We start from the raw sequence: 17,835 nt of genomic DNA, 5'->3' as shown, positions 1-17,835 counted from the left end.
GCGGCACCCTCAGAAGGGTGGCGGGTCGTGTGCGCCAAGATGACGATGGCCTGAATCGCCTTGCGCCTGTGGGGGATCAGATGACGTGGTGGGACCGCCCCGTCCTGCCGGTGGGTCTGCACCGTCGCGCCAGTTCTTGGGGTGGGTCGTGTAGCTGCGGCCGGTGAGGGTGGTCCAGGCGAGGCCGTCGTCGGGGGTCGGGGTGGAGGTCCAGATGCCGTCGGTCTTGAGGTTGTGGTGGAGGCGGTGCTTGGCGTGGAGGTTGCCGACGCTGGTGGGCCCGGTGGGCCAGGGGGTCTCGTGGTCGAGGTCGCAGCGGGTGGCGGGGACCTGACAGTCGGGTCCGCGGCAGACGCCGTCGACCGCTTGGACGTGTTCGACCATGGCGCGCGTCGGGCGGTAGCTGCGGGTCGGGCGGGACAGGGCCCGGCCGGTGGGCAGGTCGACGGGCAGGGTGGCCCAGACGGATCCGGGGCGGGTGATGATCTCGCGGGCGTGGGTGGCGGTGACCCAGCCGTGGCCGGGGAGCTCGCAGGCGGTGTCGGCCTCGCCGGTGGCGACCTCGAACGGGACGACGATCCAGGCCAGCGCCGCCGCGTCACCGGGTTCGGAGGTGCCACGGTTCAGGAGGGCGTCGGTGGCCAGGTCGGCGCGGAGCTGCTCGAGGCTCCGGGCATCGCCCGCGCCGCGCAGCCCTCGCGCGGTGGTGTCGAGGCGGTCCATGACGGCGGCGATGCTGGCGGCGTCGGTGGTCACGGTCAGCCAGCCCATCCCGTCGTCGGTGAGCCGGCCGAACACCCCGCGCCGGGACCGGGCGTGCGCGTGCCGCTCGGCAGCGCCGCGCGTGGCCACGGACGCGACGGACCGACGGAGCCGGGCGGTGAAGGTGCGCTGCGCGACGGGCTGCCCGTCGCGGGTCGGGGCGAGCACGGCCCGCGCGACGGCGGTCACGTCCGCCTCCGGCAGCGCCGTGGTGTCGGAGGCGACCTGCAGCACCCGGTGCAGCGAGGTCTCGCCCCGGGCCAGCGCGGCCACCATGACCCGGTGCCGGCGCGGCGCGGTGGCGACCGCGACCCGGCGGGCGACCTCCCCGACGCCGACACCGGTGGCGAGGGCGATCTCCTCGGTGACGACCCGCTCGGGCGAGACCCGCGCGGACACCCGGGCCGCCGCGCCGGCGGGCAGCGCGTCGACCTGCTGGGCCTCGATCATGGCCAGCGCGCCGTACGCGGCGAGCAGGTCGGCCTCCAGGCGCGCCTTGGCGACCTCGAGCGCCTGGATCTGCGCCAGCACCCGCTCCCCAGCCCGCGCCAACCCCTCGAGGGCTGTCGCCGCTCTCGCGCGACCGTGCCCTTGCCCTTGTCCTTCAGACAGCCGGGCAAGGACAGGGTCGAGCGCGTGAGCCAGTTGCTCCGGGTCGGCGGACCACTCCATGCGCAGCACCGGCCAGCGACCACCGGAGCGCGCGCCGTGGCGCTCTGGCGGCGACAGGGTGTACGGCACGGGAGGCTCCTGGGTCGAGGTTTGTGATACCTCAAGTAGAACACCTGTTCGAACGAGACGCAAGAGATGACTCCTACCTGTGGACAACGAATTCCGTTCGCCCGCAGCGGAACTGGACGACACGCCAGCCGCTTCGACGACTCGGGTCGTCCTCGTCGGCGTCCGCGCATAGGGTCTCGGCATGGCGCGCAGGAGGCTCACGGTGACCGGCACCCCGGTCGGGGACGTCGACATCGCAGTGGTCACGCCGCTCGGCACGCGCCGAGCCGACGTGCTCCCGCTGCTCGTGGCCCACGACGGGCCGGAGTACTCCCGCCGTGCCCACCTCCTCTCGGTCCTGCGCGCCGCCACGGAGGCCGGGCGTGTCCCGCCGACCCGCGTCGTCCTGCTCGAGCCGGGGCCGCGCAACGAGCGGTATGCCGCCAACCCGCTCTGGGCCGAGGCGCTCACCCAACACGTGCTCCCGACGGTCGGGACGGCATACGCCATCGACGGGAGGCCGAGCCTCATGGGCGCGAGCCTGGGAGCGCTCGCCTCGCTCCAGGCCGAGTGGTTGCACCCGGGGACGTTCGGAGCGCTCTTCCTGCAGTCGGGGTCCTTCTTCCGCAAGCGGGTCGACGACGAGGAGGAGTTCGAGTTCTGGGACCGGGTCACGACCTTCGTGACCAACGTCAGGCGGGTCCGGCGGCGGCGCACCGACGCGCGCATCGTCATGACGTGCGGCACGGCGGAGGGCAACCTGACGAACAACCGCCAGATGGCGCAGACCCTCGCCGCGAGCGGTCAGGACGTGTCGTTCACCGAGCTGCCGGGCCGCCACGACTGGCAGTCGTGGGAAGCGGCGTTCGACCCGTACCTGCTCGACGTGCTCGCCCACCCGGACACCCGCTGACCGGCGACAGATGCCGCGGTTCCTGCAAGGATCGCAGTCGATGACCCGACCCCCGACGGTAGGAGCAGCACGATGACCGACACCGCACAGCAGGACCCGTCCGCCGCATCGAGCACCTCGTCGACGAGGACGCACCTCGTGGGTCTCCTGCTCGGCGCCGAGGAGGACTGGCCCACCGCCTTCGAGGCGTTGCTCGCGCTCGTCGGACCCATCACGACCGACGACGGCGTCACCCACGAGCTGACGAGCGAGCGCCTCACCATCGAGCCGTTCGACCTGCGCCAGTCGGTGCGTACCGAGCTCGTCATCGACCGCCTCGCCTACTGGTACTACCACCCGCGCGAGTGGCTCAAGAAGGCCGCGCTCATGGACGACACCTACCTGCTCAACAGCCCCTTCACCTTCCAGTCCATGGAGAAGCACAGCGCCTACGTCGCCCTGATGCGGTTGGGGCTCAAGGTCCCCGAGACGTGGCTCGTCCCGTACAAGAACCCCGTCGACAACGTCCGGTGGGCCTACACCAGCGCCAAGTACAACCGACCCTTCGACCTCAAGTCGATCGCCAACGAGCTCGGCTACCCCCTGTACATGAAGCCCTTCGACGGCGGCGGCTGGCGCGGTGTCTCCCGGATCAACGACGAGAAGGACCTCGTCAAGGCCTACGACGAGTCCGGCGAGATGCTCATGCACCTGCAGTCGACGATCGAGTACGACCACTTCGCCCGGGCCCTGTCGATCGGTCCCGAGACGATGGTCATGGACTTCCGGCCCGAGCAACCGATGCACAACCGGTATGCCGTGAGCTACGACTTCCTGTCACCGTCGGCCGGCAAGCAGACCGCGGCCATCAGCCGCATCGTCAACGCGATGTTCGGCTGGGAGTTCAACTCGTGCGAGATGCTCGTCAAGGGTGACGACGTCTACCCCATCGACTACGCCAACGCCTGCCCCGACGTCGCCGTCACGTCGCTGCACTACTACTTCCCGTGGGCCATCAAGGCGCTCGTGCGGTGGTCGACCTTCTGCGTCATCACCGGTCGACGCGGCCCGATGGACCTCGAGATGCGCCGTTACTTCGACGTCGCCGACCGAGACGACCTCACCGACGAGGAGAAGCTCGACGAGTTCCTCGCGATCGCCGAGGAGTACTTCGACACGGCCGCCTACTGGGCGTGGTGCGACCAGCACCTGCCGCACCTCGACGCCGCGGTGCTCGAGTGGGTGCAGTCCGACGTCTTCACCCACCTGCTCCGGTCGACGGTCGTCACGACCTACCCGGCGCACGAGCGCGACCGGTTCATGGCCCACTTCGGCGGCCTCATCGGCCTGTGGGTCACGGACGAGAAGGCGCGGCTCGGGGTCTCCTAGCCGAGTGAGCCGCCGATGCCCGCGACGAGGTTGATCGTCGCGGCGATGACGATGGTGCCGTAGAGGTAGGCGAGCATCGTGTGCCCGAGCACGACCCGGCGCACGTCGGAGGTCTTGAGGTCGGTGTCCGAGACCTGGTAGGCCATGCCGAGGTTGAAGGAGAAGTAGGCGAAGTCGGAGAACGTCGGGTCCTCGTCCTGGTTGAAGTCGATGGGCGGCGTGGGGCTGGCGTAGTAGACGCGGGCGTAGCGCAGGAGATAGACGGTGTGGACGCAGAGCCAGCCGACCGCGACCGCGCCGACCCCGACGAGGGCATCCAGGACCTGCGCGGTTCCCTTCGCCTGACCTCCGACGAGGAGGATGCCGACGCCCGCCAGACTGGCGAGGCCCACGGTGATGACGACCACGTCGTACCACGCCGCATCGCCGTCGCGACCCTCGACCCGCGCCCGCGTGGAGGGGGCGTCGTGTCCGAGGACGTGCACGAGCAGTGGCACCGCGAAGGCGAGGCCGCCGGCCACGAAACCGGTGAGGGCGTGGGTCAGCAGCTCGCCGGCCGCACCGAGCGGTACGAACAGGCCGACCAGGACCCCGACGAGCACGGCGACGGCGAGGCGTCGGCGGATGGTGGGCACCTTCGGAGGCTACCGCCGCGCGCGCCCACGAGGCTGGACGCCGGCTGGTGATGCGCTGGTGGTCGGCTGGGTGCCGGGTCGGGGTATGTCACGCATCGGCCCCGCTCGACGGCCGCCCCCTCACGCCCCGAGCCCTAGGATCCCCACCATGTCCGACACGCCCAGCGCTCGTCGCCGCCTCACCGTCGTCTACAACCCGGTCAAGGTCGACGACCTCGTCGCAACGCAGGAGCTCGTGGCCAAGGCCGCGGCCCGCCACGGCTGGGAGGACCCGTCGTGGATCGAGACGACAGAGCAGGAGACCGGCGAGAAGCAGGGCCGCGAAGCGGTGCGTGCCGGCTCCGACGTCGTCGCCTCGCTCGGCGGTGACGGCACCGTCCGCGCGGTCGCCTCCGCGCTCGTCGGGTCCGATGTCGCCCTCGGTCTGCTCCCCGGCGGCACGGGCAACCTCCTCGCGCGCAACCTCGGCCTGCCCGTCGACTCCCTCGAGGACGCCGTCGAGGCGATGCTCGGTGGCACCGACCGCCGGATCGACGTGGGCCTCATGCGTGTCGCCGACCAGCCGATCGAGCCGCGCGAGAGCCACGGCACGCACGACGGCGGGTCGCAGGTCGACGACGAAGAGGAGGTCTTCCTCGTCATGGCCGGCCTCGGCCTCGACGGCCAGGTCATGGCCGGCACCAACGAGAAGGTCAAGGCCGCCGTCGGCTGGGTGGCCTACGTCTTCAGCGGACTGCGCCAGGTCTTCAGCCGCGGCTTCCGCGTCGACGTCGCCTCGAAGGGCGGCTCCGGCGTGACGGGAGAGAGTGGCGACCACGAGCGCGACGACGACGAGCACAGCGGGTCGGTGAGCCGGCACGCGCGCACCGTCGTCGTCGGCAACTGCGGCACCCTCCAGGGCGGCATCGAGCTGATGCCCGAGGCGAAGGTGGACGACGGCATCCTCGACGCCGTCGTCGTCGCGCCCAAGGGTGCCCTCGGCTGGATCTCCGTCATCTCCGACGTCGTGACCCGGCACCGCGCCGGTCACGGCCGGCTCGACCGCTTCCGCGGCCGCGAGTTCACCGTGACCGCGGGCCGACCCGTCGAGGCGGAGATCGACGGCGACCCGATCGGCGAGCACGTCTCCCTGGGCATCCGCATCCTCCCCGACTCCCTGGTGGTCCGAGTTGGCTGAGCGACGTCCTGACGGCCGGCGACCCGCGGGTCGCGGCCGCCGCCTGCTCAGGGCCGTGGGGTTCGGCCTCGCCTTCGCCGTCCCCGTCACGGCTCTCGCGTTCGTCGTGCGCGAGAAGTTCCGCCCTGTCGTCGAGCTCGACGAGCGGCTCATCGTCGCGGCGACCGACATCACCCGTGACAACCCGTGGCTCAAGACCGTCCTGCTCGTGTGGCAGGAGGTCACCCAGCCGATGCGGGTCTACATCGTCGCGTCGGTCGTGTGCCTCGTCGTGTGGCGCCGCCACCGTGAGCTCGCGACCAGGTGTCTCTGGGCCTTCCTCACGATGATGGTCGCCTGGAACCTCCAGCTCGTCCTCAAGGAGGTCGTCCGGCGGGCCCGCCCCGTCGTCACCGACCCCATCTCGCACGCCCCGGGCTACAGCTTCCCCTCGGGCCACGTGGCCAACGCCGCGGCCATCGCGACGGTCATGACCCTCCTGCTCTGGCCGCTGCTGACGCCCGTCGCCCGCCGCTGGCTGGTGGCCGGGATGACGGCATACGTCGTCCTGACGGCCCTCGACCGCGTCTTCCTCGGCGTGCACTACCCCTCAGACGTCCTGGCCGGGATCCTCTTCGGTGTCGGCCTGGGCACGGCGTCCTACGTCGGCTACCTCGGGTGGAACCCCCAGAGTCCGGACGAGTCCCCTCCGCCGGAGGGGGACGTCGGGCCCGAGTCATCGAAAGGCAGCACGTGAACCACACCTTCGTCCACCGTTACGAGATCGACTCCTCCCGACCGACCGTGGGGTCGGCCCTGCGCGACATCGCGCTACGGGTGCTCGCGCCCGCCGTCGTCCTCTTCGGTCTCATCGTCGGGCTCGGCTTCCTCATCGTCGGCCCCCTCAAGGACCTCCCGTGGGAGAACGACCTGAGCAAGTCCGTCGCCGCGGGCCGCACCGCGACGATGAACTCGATCACGGCGGTCTGGTCGCACATCGGCAACACCGAGATCGTCATCGGCGTCTGCGTCATCGTCGTGGCCATCGTGTGGTGGCGTACCAAGCAGTGGTGGTATGCCATCATCCCGGCCATCGCGATCGCCGCCCAGGCGAGCGTCTTCGTCGCCGCGACGACCCTCACCGATCGCAAGCGTCCGACGGTCGAGCACCTCGACCCGGCGCCCCCGACGTCGAGCTACCCCAGCGGCCACATGGGTGCCGCGACGGCGCTCTACCTGACCTTCGCCCTCATGGCCCAGCGCATCGAGACGGTGTGGCTGCGCCGCGTCGTGACCGTGGTCTGCGCGATCGTGCCGCTCCTCGTCGGCTACGCCAGGCTCTACCGGGGCATGCACCACCTCGTCGACATCCTCGTCGGGCTGGTCAACGGCATCGTGTGCGCACTGCTCGCGTGGAACTACCTGCGCCGTCGGACGACCGGCGACCGTGCGACCTCGGCCGTCCGCGAGGCCGTCTCGCGCTGACGCTCGGCTCCGGCACGACAACGGCGATGGCCGGGAACCCGATCCAGGCTCCCGGCCATCGCCGTTGTCGTGCCCGCGGCGCACTATCCGGGGGACACCTGCGACCGGTGCATCCGCCACCCGAGGATGAGGATCACGCCCCGGCGAGGCGTCGTCTGCGGGTCGACGACGGGTCGTTGGGCGCGCCGGGTCCGGCGACCGAGGTCGGCGGTGCGCTGGCGGGCGATGGCCTCGTTCAGGTACGTCGTGTTCATGGTGTCCTCCTGCACTCGTGATGCGTGAACACACAGAGGAGCAGGAGGCGCCGGTGATGCACCCGCCACGGAAACGGCCCCGAGTGCCCGGAAATGTCCGGGCCCTCGGGGCCGTGTCGTTCTGGCATCGGCGCCGCCGGCGCCGACGACGGGCTCAGACGTCGGCGTGGCGAGCGCGTCCGAAGGAGTAGACCCCGAAGGCGATGAGGCCGAGCGCGACGAGGGTGAGCAGCACCGGGCCGCCCGGGGCTCCGAGCAGGTTGCGCAGCGCACCGTCGAGGCCGCGGGCCTCGCTGGGCTTGTGCCGCACGGCAGCGAGGACGAAGAGGCCTCCGACGATGGCCAGGGCGATGCCCTTGGCGATGTAGCCGATGCGCCCGGCCTTGACGATCCACTCGCCCGGGTGGGTCTCGAGGTCCTGGAGGAACTTCTTCTTCCAGCCCTTGACGACGTGGTAGACGCCGACCCCGATGACGACGACGCCGAGGAGGGCGACGAGCCACTGACCCGCGGGCTGCTTCATGAGCGTCGCGGTGAAGTCCGTGGTCTGGCTCTTGCTCGAGGAGCCGCTGCCGCTCGCGAACCTGAACGCAGTCCACGCCAGGGCGAGGTAGACGACGGCCTTGCCGGCGGCCTTGAGGCGGTCACTGGTCTCCCAGCCTCCGGAGATCGCCTCCGTGACCTGCCACAGCGCGAGGCCCAGCCAGGCGATGACGGCGACCCAGAGCAGGACGAGCCCGAACCCGTTGTCGGCCATCGAGCCCAGGGCGCCGGACTGGTCGGCGCTCGTGCCCTTCGAGCCGAAGGCGAGTCGCAGGGCGATCGCGCCGATGATGATGTGGAGCACGCCGTTGACGGCGTAGCCGATGCGTGCTGCCGTCTCGAGCGCCGGGTGGTCACCCGCGCGCCGTGATGCGGCCTTGACGTCTGTGGAGTCCATGCACGTGATCCTGTCGGTTGAGGGGTCCCCGATGGGCCACTGGGGAACATACCCACGTGGGGCAGGGAAGTGGCACGTCGGACGCGGCCTTCTCGGGCCGAGGCGTCAGACGAGGCGCAGGTGACGGCGGCGGCCGCGGTGACGCGCCGTGCGACGGCCCGCCGTGGGCGTGGTCGCCGGCTCCGGCTCCGGGTGCCGGATCCGGGCCAGCTCTGCCCGGCGTTCGAGGTCGGCCTCGCGCTGGGCGACGAGGGCGCTGACGATGTGCGGAGAGAGCATGGTGGTGATCCTTCGAGGTCGGGGTCGTCCTGACCTCTCCACCGTCGGGCTGAGGCCCACCCGGCCACATCGGAAGGATGGCGTATGCCCTCCGCCCCGGTGCCTCAGATCCGTGGCCTCGCGCTCGACCGCGCTCGACCGCGCTCGACCGCGCTCAGGCTCGCTCAGGCGAGGTCGAGCACGCGGCGGATCTCGGGCCACGCACGCTCGCCGAGCTCGCGGTCGGCCGCCTCCGTGCCGCCCCGGGCCATCCGCCGGCCGCCGTCGGGGACGGGCTCACCCGGCAGGACGACGCGGTGCCCGGCCCCGGGGTGGGTCACGAGCGTCGTGGGCAGGTCGAGGGCGCGACGGCGGGCCTGCACGGCCTCGGCGAAGGTCACGGACGGCCAGACCTGGTCGTCACCGCCCGCCACGAGCAGCACGTCGCCGAAGAAGCGCTCGACGGGGATGGTCGCGGCCACGACCCGGTCGGCCGCGGCGCGCAGGCTCTGGGTGTAGACGGGGGTGAAGGCCGGAGGGTCGCCGGCCGGCGCGGCGGTGTCGTCGTAGGGCACGAACGGGAGCGGTTCACCGGCCCGTGACCACGACGAGTGCTGCGGGCGCAGCTCGCCGTCCGGTCCGGCACCGACGTTGGCCCACACGACGTGGCTCGGCGCGAGCGCGACGACGGCGTCGACGGCCGGGTCGTCGGCGGCATACGCGAGGAAGGCCTCCGCCGTCTTCGAGACGCCCATGAGCACGACGCGGTCACAGCGCTCGCCGAGCGAGGCGACGGCGGGTGCGAAGGCCTCGAGGGGGTACTCCCAGATGCCGGCCGGCTGCCCCTCGCCGCCGAACCAGCGGTACGTCAGGGCGGCGGTGACGCCGGCTCCGGCGAGCAGCTGCGCCCGGTCGCGCTCGACGCGGCCGCTCGATCCCGACAGCACGAGCACACCCGTGCCGTTGCCGCCGTCGACGGGTGCGACGAGGACGCCGTCGTGGTCGGTGGGGTGTTCGCGGACCGTCACGGTCAACCGCCGAGGCGCTCGAAGGCCGTCACCGTGAGGACGGCAGCGCCGGCCTCGTCGCTCGCCGCGAGGTCGACGACGGCCGTGATGCCCCAGTCCAAGTTGTCGTCGGGGTCGACGACGACCTGGCGCAGCCGCCACTCGGCGGGGGTCCGCTCGACCTGGAGGAGCGCGGGCGAGCGCGCACCCTGGTCGGTCGCGATGGCGTCGTGGTCGTCGTAGTAGGCGCCGAGCGCGTCGTTCCACGCCTGCGCGTCCATGAGGACCTTCTGTGGCGGCTCCGTCAGCTCGGCGACGCGCGCCTCGAGGTCGCCGAGCGCCTCCCACTCGTCGCGGGAGGCGAGCTCGACCCGGTGGAACATCGCGTTGCGGATCATCACGGTGAACGCCCGCACGTTGGCCGTGATCGGCCGTGCAGGCGGGGCGATGTCGGTCTGGGCGAGCACGGCCTCGGTCGGGTTGACGAGGTCCTCCCACTCGTCGAGCAGGCTCGAGTCGGTCTGGCGCACGAGCTCACCGAGCCACTCGATGATGTCCTCGAGCTCCTCGGTGCGGTTGCCCTCGGGGATGGTGTGGCGCAACGTGCGGTAGGCGTCAGTGAGATAGCGCAGGACGAGCCCCTCGGAGCGGGACAGGCCGTAGTAGGAGACGAACTCGTTGAACGTCATGCCGCGTTCGTACATCTCGCGGACGACGGACTTCGGCGAGAGGGCGTCCTGCGAGATCCACGGGTGGCTCTGGCGGTAGGCCGTGAGGGTCACCTCGAGCAGCTCTGCGAGGGGCTTGGGCCAGGTGACCTCCTCGAGCCGCTCCATCCGCTCCTCGTACTCGACGCCGTCGAGCTTCATCGCCGCGACGGCCTCGCCACGCGCCTTGAACTCCTGGGCCCACAGCACCTGCCGCGGGTCCTCGAGGATCGCCTCGATGACCGAGACGAGGTCCTTGGCGTACGTGTCGCTCTCGGGATCGAGGGTGTCCATGACGGCGAGCGCGAAGGGCGCGAGCGGCTGGTTGAGGGCGAAGTCGCGCTGCAGGTCGATCGTCAGGGCGTGCCGACGGCCGGAGTCCTCGGCCGAGGCCAGTCGCTCGACGACGCCGGACGTGATGAGCTCCTTGGCGAGCACGAGCGCGTGCCGCTGGAGTCGACGCTGGTCCTTGGGCTCGTGGTGGTTGTCGGAGAGCAGCCGGGCGGTGTGGGCGACTGGGTTGCCCTCCCGAGCAAGGATGTTGACGAGCATCGAGTGCGAGACCTTCATCCGCGGCTGCAGTGGCTCGGGCTCGGCGACGATGAGCCGCTCGAACGTCTCCTCGGACCAGTTGACGAAGCCGTCGGGCGCCTTCTTGCGCTGGATCTTCTTCTGCTTCTTGGGGTCGTCACCGGCCTTCTCGACGGCGCGGAGGTTCTCGACGACGTGGTCGGGGGCCTGGGCGACGACCCAGCCGCGGGCGTCGAAGCCGGCGCGGCCGGCTCGCCCGACGATCTGGTGGAACTCCCGGGCCTTGAGCAGGCGCTGCTTCGTACCGTCGAACTTCGTCAGCCCGGTGAGCAGGACCGTGCGGATCGGCACGTTGATGCCGACGCCGAGGGTGTCGGTGCCGCAGATGACCTTGAGCAGGCCGTCCTGGGCGAGCTGTTCGACGAGGCGACGGTACTTCGGCAGCATGCCCGCGTGGTGCACCCCGATGCCGTGCCGGACGAGGCGGGAGAGGGTGCGTCCGAAGCCCGCCCCGAACCGGAAGCCACCGATGCGCTCGGCGATCGCCTCGCGCTCCTCGCGCGTCGTGATCTTGACGGCCATGAGGCTCTGGGCGCGCTCGAGGGCGGCCGCCTGCGTGAAGTGGACGACGTAGACGGGCGCGCGGTCCTTCTCGAGGAGCTCCTCGATGGTCTCGTGGAGGGGGGTGACGGCATACGAGAACTCGAGAGGGACGGGACGCTCGGTGCCGCCGATGACGGCCGTGGAGCGGCCGGTGCGCCGGGTCAGGTCGTCCGTGAACATCGTGACGTCGCCGAGCGTGGCCGACATGAGGACGAACTGCGCCTGAGGCAGCTCGATGATCGGCACCTGCCACGCCCACCCGCGGTCGGGCTCGGAGTAGAAGTGGAACTCATCCATGACGACGAGACCGACGTCAGCCGAGCTGCCCTCTCGCAGAGCGAGGTTCGCGAGGATCTCGGCGGTGCAGCAGATGATCGGGGCATCGGCGTTGACCGACGCGTCGCCGGTGATCATGCCGACGTTGTCGGCACCGAACTGCTCGCAGAGCGCGAAGAACTTCTCGGAGACGAGGGCCTTGATGGGTGCCGTGTAGAAGGAGACGCGGTCGTCGGCGAGGGCGGTGAGGTGGGCGGCCGTCGCGACGAGCGACTTCCCCGAACCGGTCGGCGTCGACAGGATGAGGTTGCTTCCGCTGAGGATCTCGAGGAACGCCTCCTCCTGGTGCGGGTAGAGGGTCAGGCCCCGCTCGGTGGTCCACTCGGTGAAGACCTCGTAGAGGCCGTCGGGATCAGGGTCCCGCGGGATGCGCTCGCTGAGGTTCTTCGTCACCACGTGAGTATGCCGCCCGGCAGGGCGGTGCTCCCAACCGCCGGTCAGGCGGGTGGAGACGCCGGAGACCGCGCGCGCCGTCTCGCGACCCGCCGAAGTGGGTACTGCAGGGGTGACGGCTCGCGGGCAGACGTGTTGTCATGGTGCGGTCGCCACGTCCAGAGAGGTGCAGCGGTGGATCCCAAGAAGACGTTGTTGTCCTGGCCGGTCGTCCGGCAGATGCGTTCCGGCGACTTTCTCGGCCGTGGGCCGTCGGTGACCTCCGCCCACACCCGGGAGCTCTCCCCCCGAACCGCGACGGCCGACAAGGTCGTCCAGAGCGTGTGCCCCTACTGCGCCGTCGGTTGCGGCCAGCGCGTATTCGTCAAGGACGGCCGCGTCGTCCAGATCGAGGGAGACCCGGACTCGCCCGTGTCGCGAGGACGTCTGTGCCCCAAAGGATCAGCGAGCGAGCAGCTCGTGAACAACCCTGGCCGCCAGCGCAAGGCGCTCTACCGTCGCCCCGGCGGCACGGACTGGGAGCCGATCGAGCTGTCGACCGCCGTCGAGATGGTCGCGCAGCGTTTCGTCGAGTCGCGGCGTCGCACCTGGCAGGACCACGACGAGCACGGGCGCCCGCTGCGGCGCACCATGGGGATCGCCTCGTTGGGCGGAGCGACGCTCGACAACGAGGAGAACTACCTCATCAAGAAGCTCTTCACCGCCGCAGGCGCCATCCAGATCGAGAACCAAGCTCGTATTTGACACAGCTCCACGGTCCCCAGTCTGGGGTCCTCGTTCGGGCGCGGCGGCGCCACGCAGTACGTGCAGGACCTGTCCAACGCCGACTGCATCGTCATCCAGGGATCGAACATGGCCGAGTGCCACCCGGTCGCCTACCAGTGGGTGACCGAGGCTCGGCTCAAGGGTGCCCGGGTCATCCACGTCGACCCGCGGTTCACGCGCACGTCGGCGACGGCTGACAAGCACATCCCGATCCGCGCCGGCAGCGACGTCGTGCTGCTCGGCGCCCTCATCAAGTTCATCCTCGACAACGAGCTCTACTTCAAGGAGTACGTCGTCGCGTACACCAACGCCGCGACGCTCGTGAGCGAGGAGTACCAGGACACCGAGGACCTCGACGGGCTCTTCTCCGGCTATGACGACGCGAAGGGCAGCTACTCCCAGGAGACCTGGGCCTACGCCAGCCGCGACGGCGAGGACGACGAGACGCCGGGCACCATCGGCGGTCCCGCGGCCGGCCACGAGCACGGTCACACCAAGTCGGAGCGCGCTGCCGGTGACGAGCACGGGTCCGGTGGGCCGGCGCTCGAGCACGCCCGGGTGCTGCGCGACGAGACGCTGCAGGACCCGCGGACGGTCTTCCAGATCCTCAGGCGGCACTACGCCCGCTACACCCCGGAGATGGTGGCCGACACCTGCGGCATCAGCGTCGACGACTTCCACTACCTCGCGCGCTCGGTGACCGAGAACAGCGGCCGCGAGCGCACCACGGCGTTCGTGTATGCCGTCGGCTGGACCCAGCACACGCTCGGCGCCCAGTTCATCCGCACCGCCGCCATCGTGCAGCTGCTGCTCGGCAACATGGGCCGACCGGGTGGCGGCATCATGGCCCTCCGTGGTCACGCGAGCATCCAGGGCTCGACCGACATCCCCACGCTCTACAACATCCTCCCCGGCTACCTCGCGATGCCGGTGGCGGGGCTGCACGACACGTGGGACGACTACCTCGGCGCCATCGGCAACAAGGAGCAGAAGGGCTTCTGGGCCAACGCCGACACGTATGCCGTGAGCCTGCTCAAGGCGTGGTGGGGCAAGGCGGCGACTGCCGAGAACGACTGGTGCTTCGACTACCTGCCGCGGCTGAGCGGGGCGCACGGCACCTACCAGACGACGATGGCGATGCTCGACGACGAGGTCGAGGGCTACTTCCTGCTCGGCCAGAACCCGGCCGTCGGCTCGGCGCACGGCCGACTGCAGCGCCAGGCCATGTCGCACCTCAAGTGGCTCGTCGTGCGCGACTTCAACATGATCGAGTCCGCCACGTTCTGGAAGGACGGGCCCGAGATCGCGTCAGGCGAGCTCACGACGGAGGACATCGAGACCGAGGTGTTCTTCCTGCCCGCGGCGGCGCACACCGAGAAGAGCGGGTCGTTCACCCAGACGCAGCGGATGCTGCAGTGGCACCACCAGGCCGTCCAGCCGCCGGGTGACTGTCAGAGTGAGCTGCAGTTCTTCTTCGAGCTCGGCCGCCGCGTCCGCGAGCTGCTGGCCGACTCGACGGACGAGCGGGACCGTCCCCTGCTCGACCTGACCTGGGACTACCCCACCGACGACCACGGTGACCCGGACGCCGAGGCGGTGCTCGCCGAGATCAACGGTCGACACCTGACGGGCGACAAGTCGGGCCGGCCTCTCTCGGCCTACACCGAGATGAAGGCCGATGGCTCGACCGACGGCGGCTGCTGGATCTACACCGGCGTCTACGCGGACGGCGTCAACCATGCCGCCGACCGTAGACCCGGGCAGGAGCAGGACCTCACCGCCCTCGACTGGGGATGGGCGTGGCCGGCGAACCGGCGGATCCTCTACAACCGCGCGTCGGCCGACCCCGAGGGCAACCCGTGGAGCGAGCGCAAGCGCTACATCTGGTGGGACGCCGAGCAGGGCACGTGGACCGGTCACGACGTGCCGGACTTCGTCCCGGACAAGGCTCCGTCCTACCGTCCGGAGCCGGGGACAGGCGGTCCGGCGGGCCTCGCCGGTGACGACCCGTTCGTCATGCAGGCCGACGGCAAGGGCTGGCTCTTCGCGCCCAAGGGCATGCTCGACGGGCCGCTGCCGACCCACTACGAGCCGCAGGAGTCCCCGGTCCGCAACCCGCTCTACACCCAGCAGTCGAACCCGGCGCGCAAGGTGTTCCCGCGCAAGGACAACCTGTGGAGCCCGTCTGGCGGCGCGCCGGGATCCGACGTCTACCCGTACGTCTTCACGACCTACCGCCTCACCGAGCACCACACGGCCGGCGGGATGAGCCGGTGGCTGCCGTACCTCTCCGAGCTCCAGCCGGAGTTCTTCTGCGAGGTCTCGCCCGAGCTGGCGGCCGAGCGGGGTCTCGAGAACGGCGGGTGGGCGACCATCGTCTCGGCCCGGGCGGCCATCGAGGCCCGCGTCATGGTGACCGAGCGCATGACCCCGCTGACCATCACGGGCCGCACCATCCACCAGGTAGGGCTGCCCTATCACTGGGGCGTCGGGACCAACGCGGTCGTGAGCGGCGATGCCGCCAACGACCTGCTCGGGGTCGCGCTCGACCCCAACGTGCAGATCCAGGAGAGCAAGGCCGGCTCGTGCGACATCGTGCCCGGCCGCCGCCCCGCGGGCGAGGAGCTGCTGCGCCTCGTCGCCGAGTACCAGTCTCGCTCGGGCGCGACCGTCATGACGAGCAACGAGCTGCGCACCGGGCACCCGGAGTCCACACCCGACACGAGAGGAGGCTGACCGATGGGCTTCTGGCGCAACCAGCTCTCCGGACCGACCGACCCGGCGGCCGACGCCGCGTGGGACACGCACGAGCCACGCAAGGGCTTCTTCACCGACACCTCGATCTGCATCGGGTGCAAGGCGTGCGAGGTGGCCTGCAAGGAGTGGAACGGCATCCCCGAGGACGGCCTCGACCTGCTGAACCAGTCCTACGACAACACCGGAGCCCTCGGGGCCAGCACGTGGCGCCACGTCGCCTTCGTCGAGCAGACGAGCGACCGCATCGAGCAGGCCCGTGAGTCGGGGCGCAAGCTCGTCTCCCTCGGCATGCCGTCGGTGCGCTCACACGACGAGACCGCCCTCGCCGGTGGCGGGGCCGCGGCGACCGCGACGCTCACGCCGCCGGGGGAGCTGCTCCCCGGCGCGGCGGCCGGCCCCGGCCCGACGGACACCCCGGTGCCGGACGTGCGGTGGCTCATGGCCTCCGACGTCTGCAAGCACTGCACCCACGCCGCCTGCCTCGACGTGTGCCCGACCGGCGCGCTCTTCCGCACCGAGTTCGGGACCGTCGTCGTGCAGGACGACGTCTGCAACGGCTGCGGCTACTGCGTGGCAGCGTGCCCCTTCGGGGTCATCGAACGCCGGAGCGGTCACGAGGGGCATGAGAAGGGGCCGCAGTCCCACGGGATCAGCATCAAGGGATCCGGGGGCCCGGGAGGCACGGGAGGCACCGGGGCAACGGGCAATGCGGGCGGTGGCTCGCACCAGAACCCTTCGTCGCACGCCGAGACCAATGGCGAGGTCAAGAACGTCGGCATCGCCCAGAAGTGCACCCTCTGCTACGACCGACTCGGCGCCGGCCAGACTCCCGCCTGTGCCCAGGCGTGTCCGACGACGTCCATCAAGTTCGGCGACCTCGACGAGATGCGGGCGACGGCCCGGGCCCGCGTCGCGCAGCTGCACGAGCTCGGCTACAGCGAGGCGCGCCTCTACGGCGTCGACGAGAACGACGGTGTCGGCGGCACCGGCTCGACCTTCCTGCTCCTCGACGAGCCCGAGGTCTACGGCCTGCCACCGGACCCACGGGTGACCACCGCCGACCTGCCCGACATGTTCCGCAAGGCCGGCTACGCGGGGCTGACGATGCTCGCGATGGCGGCGGCCTCCTTCGTCGGGAGGCGAAAGTGACGACCAACCCGTTCGACGCAGATCGGCCGCCCGAGCGCACTCGCCGCCGCCGCGACGCTTCCTCGAAGGACGGCGGTCGTCGCGGCCGCGACGAGTCGCTCATGGTCCCGGACGTCAGCTTCGACAGCTACTACGGGCGGCACGTCGTCAAGCCCGCGCCGTGGGAGAAGGAGGTGGCGGCCTACCTCTTCCTCGGTGGCGTCGCCGCCGGATCCGCACTGCTGGGGGCTGGTGGGGCCGCCCGCGGATACCCCACGCTGCGACGGGCCGGGCGTATCGGAGCCGTCGTGGGTGCTGCCCTCGGCGGTGCGGCGCTGGCCAAGGACCTGGGCAAGCCGAGCCGCGCCCTCAACATGATGCGGACCGTCAAGCTCACCTCACCGATGTCGGTCGGATCCTGGATCCTCACCGCCTTCGGCACGTTCGCCGGCGCGGCGCTCGCCTCCGAGGTGGGTCGCCCGATGCTCGAGAGGCGGGCTGCCGCCAAGGGGTCCGGTGTCGTGGCCCTGGCTTCCAAGGCGCTGGAGCTCGCGGACCGCCCGGCCACCGTGGGGTCCGCGTTCTTCGCGCCGCCGCTCGCCGCCTACACGGCGGTGCTGCTCGCCGACACGGCGACCCCGACCTGGCACGAGTCCTACCGTGAGCTGCCGTTCGTCTTCGTGAGCTCGGCCAACCTCGCGGCCTCCGGTCTCGCTCTGATCACCGTCCCGACGCGAGAGAACGGCCCGGCGCGCAAGCTGGCCGCCGTCAGCGCGGTCGCCGAGCTCGTGGCTTTCGAGCGCATGCAGGACCAGCTCGGGCCGACCCTGTCGGAACCGCTGCGCACCGGGAAGGCCGGCCGCCTGCTCAGGGCGAGCCGGGCCCTGACGGTCGGGGGGGCCCTGGGTGCCGTCGCGCTCGGGGGCAACCGGGTGGGCGCCGCCCTGAGCGGGGCCGCACTCATGGCGGCCTCGGTGTGCACCCGCTTCGGCGTCTTCGAGGCCGGCATGGTCTCGGCGATCGACCCGAAGTACACCGTCGAGCCCCAGCGTGAGCGGCTCGAGAAGCGCCGGGCCGCCGGCGTCGTCGACGACTCCATCACCACGGCGCGCTGATG

Annotated in this window: 15 protein-coding genes; 8 read left to right on the top strand and 7 right to left on the bottom strand. The window is 71.0% G+C overall.

Features of this window, described 5'->3' with window-relative positions; genetic code table 11:
• Nucleotides 1-9: 9 nt before the first annotated feature.
• On the bottom strand, nt 10-1,503 hold the full coding sequence (locus NR112_RS19190; RefSeq protein WP_256795891.1) for an HNH endonuclease signature motif containing protein: 1,494 nt from the start codon (nt 1,501-1,503) through the stop codon (nt 10-12).
• A gap of 181 nt (nt 1,504-1,684) precedes the next feature.
• Between NR112_RS19190 and NR112_RS19185 the strand changes: the two genes are divergently transcribed.
• On the top strand, nt 1,685-2,395 hold the full coding sequence (locus NR112_RS19185; protein ID WP_256795890.1) for an esterase family protein: 711 nt from the start codon (nt 1,685-1,687) through the stop codon (nt 2,393-2,395).
• A gap of 72 nt (nt 2,396-2,467) precedes the next feature.
• Entirely contained in the window at nt 2,468-3,763 is a 1,296-nt protein-coding gene (locus NR112_RS19180) for a RimK family alpha-L-glutamate ligase (RefSeq protein ID WP_256795889.1), read from the top strand.
• Here the strand turns inward: NR112_RS19180 and NR112_RS19175 are convergent.
• Nucleotides 3,760-4,398, bottom strand: a complete 639-nt coding sequence (locus tag NR112_RS19175; protein ID WP_256795888.1) for a DUF1345 domain-containing protein — start codon at nt 4,396-4,398, stop codon at nt 3,760-3,762. The two genes, NR112_RS19180 and NR112_RS19175, sit on opposite strands and share 4 nt — an antisense overlap.
• A 148-nt stretch (nt 4,399-4,546) precedes the next feature.
• On the opposite strand from NR112_RS19175, the gene NR112_RS19170 reads away from it, so the two are divergent.
• From NR112_RS19170 to NR112_RS19160, 3 genes are read left to right on the top strand one after another with little or no spacing between them, the layout of a single operon-like run.
• Nucleotides 4,547-5,575, top strand: coding sequence for a diacylglycerol kinase family protein (locus NR112_RS19170; RefSeq protein ID WP_256795887.1), 1,029 nt, complete (start codon nt 4,547-4,549; stop codon nt 5,573-5,575).
• 55 nt (nt 5,576-5,630) lie between these two features.
• Nucleotides 5,631-6,311 (top strand): phosphatase PAP2 family protein, encoded by a 681-nt coding sequence (locus tag NR112_RS19165; RefSeq protein ID WP_256795886.1) that lies wholly within the window; start codon nt 5,631-5,633, stop codon nt 6,309-6,311.
• Complete coding sequence (locus NR112_RS19160) at nt 6,308-7,039, top strand: phosphatase PAP2 family protein (RefSeq protein WP_256795885.1); 732 nt, start codon at nt 6,308-6,310, stop codon at nt 7,037-7,039. Before NR112_RS19165 ends, NR112_RS19160 begins: the two co-directional genes overlap by 4 nt.
• A gap of 83 nt (nt 7,040-7,122) precedes the next feature.
• Here the strand turns inward: NR112_RS19160 and NR112_RS19155 are convergent, their stop codons facing one another.
• The 5 genes from NR112_RS19155 to NR112_RS19135 all read right to left on the bottom strand — a co-directional run bounded on the left by NR112_RS19155 (nt 7,123) and on the right by NR112_RS19135 (nt 12,071).
• Complete coding sequence (locus tag NR112_RS19155) at nt 7,123-7,293, bottom strand: hypothetical protein (protein WP_256795884.1); 171 nt, start codon at nt 7,291-7,293, stop codon at nt 7,123-7,125.
• Between the two features lie 154 nt (nt 7,294-7,447).
• A complete protein-coding gene (locus NR112_RS19150) occupies nt 7,448-8,233 on the bottom strand; it encodes a DUF1206 domain-containing protein (RefSeq protein ID WP_256795883.1) in 786 nt (261 codons plus the stop codon).
• Nucleotides 8,234-8,338: 105 nt separating this feature from the next.
• The gene (locus tag NR112_RS19145; RefSeq protein WP_256795882.1) at nt 8,339-8,512 is read right to left on the bottom strand and encodes a hypothetical protein; all 174 of its coding nucleotides are present in this window, start codon (nt 8,510-8,512) and stop codon (nt 8,339-8,341) included.
• Between the two features lie 164 nt (nt 8,513-8,676).
• The gene (locus NR112_RS19140) at nt 8,677-9,519 is read right to left on the bottom strand and encodes an acyl-CoA thioester hydrolase/BAAT C-terminal domain-containing protein (protein ID WP_256795881.1); all 843 of its coding nucleotides are present in this window, start codon (nt 9,517-9,519) and stop codon (nt 8,677-8,679) included.
• Between the two features lie 2 nt (nt 9,520-9,521).
• Nucleotides 9,522-12,071, bottom strand: a complete 2,550-nt coding sequence (locus NR112_RS19135; protein ID WP_256795880.1) for a DEAD/DEAH box helicase — start codon at nt 12,069-12,071, stop codon at nt 9,522-9,524.
• A gap of 216 nt (nt 12,072-12,287) precedes the next feature.
• On the opposite strand from NR112_RS19135, the gene fdh reads away from it, so the two are divergent.
• The 3 genes from fdh to nrfD are packed head-to-tail and all read left to right on the top strand — an operon-like array spanning nt 12,288 to nt 17,833.
• A complete protein-coding gene (fdh, locus tag NR112_RS19130) occupies nt 12,288-15,569 on the top strand; it encodes a formate dehydrogenase (protein WP_256795976.1) in 3,282 nt (1,093 codons plus the stop codon).
• Nucleotides 15,570-15,572: 3 nt separating this feature from the next.
• Nucleotides 15,573-16,739, top strand: coding sequence for a 4Fe-4S dicluster domain-containing protein (locus NR112_RS19125; RefSeq protein WP_256795879.1), 1,167 nt, complete (start codon nt 15,573-15,575; stop codon nt 16,737-16,739).
• Nucleotides 16,736-17,833 carry an NrfD/PsrC family molybdoenzyme membrane anchor subunit gene (gene nrfD / locus NR112_RS19120; protein WP_256795878.1) on the top strand — a complete coding sequence of 366 codons (1,098 nt, stop codon included), beginning with the start codon at nt 16,736-16,738 and terminating at the stop codon, nt 17,831-17,833. The genes NR112_RS19125 and nrfD overlap by 4 nt, the downstream gene beginning before the upstream one ends.
• Nucleotides 17,834-17,835: the final 2 nt, after the last annotated feature.

It is taken from the genome of Terrabacter sp. Ter38 (genome assembly GCF_024519435.1).
Taxonomy (GTDB): domain Bacteria; phylum Actinomycetota; class Actinomycetes; order Actinomycetales; family Dermatophilaceae; genus Terrabacter.
This window is presented reverse-complemented; position numbering and strand designations above follow the sequence as displayed.

What these genes read in the sequence shown, in the direction of transcription:
- NR112_RS19185 (WP_256795890.1), top strand. Translation starts at nt 1,685, where the DNA reads ATGGCGCGCAGGAGGCTCACGGTGACCGGCACCCCGGTCGGGGACGTC.
- NR112_RS19180 (WP_256795889.1), top strand. Translation starts at nt 2,468, where the DNA reads ATGACCGACACCGCACAGCAGGACCCGTCCGCCGCATCGAGCACCTCG.
- NR112_RS19170 (WP_256795887.1), top strand. Translation starts at nt 4,547, where the DNA reads ATGTCCGACACGCCCAGCGCTCGTCGCCGCCTCACCGTCGTCTACAAC.
- NR112_RS19155 (WP_256795884.1), bottom strand. Translation starts at nt 7,293, where the DNA reads ATGAACACGACGTACCTGAACGAGGCCATCGCCCGCCAGCGCACCGCC.
- NR112_RS19150 (WP_256795883.1), bottom strand. Translation starts at nt 8,233, where the DNA reads ATGGACTCCACAGACGTCAAGGCCGCATCACGGCGCGCGGGTGACCAC.
- NR112_RS19145 (WP_256795882.1), bottom strand. Translation starts at nt 8,512, where the DNA reads ATGCTCTCTCCGCACATCGTCAGCGCCCTCGTCGCCCAGCGCGAGGCC.
- NR112_RS19125 (WP_256795879.1), top strand. Translation starts at nt 15,573, where the DNA reads ATGGGCTTCTGGCGCAACCAGCTCTCCGGACCGACCGACCCGGCGGCC.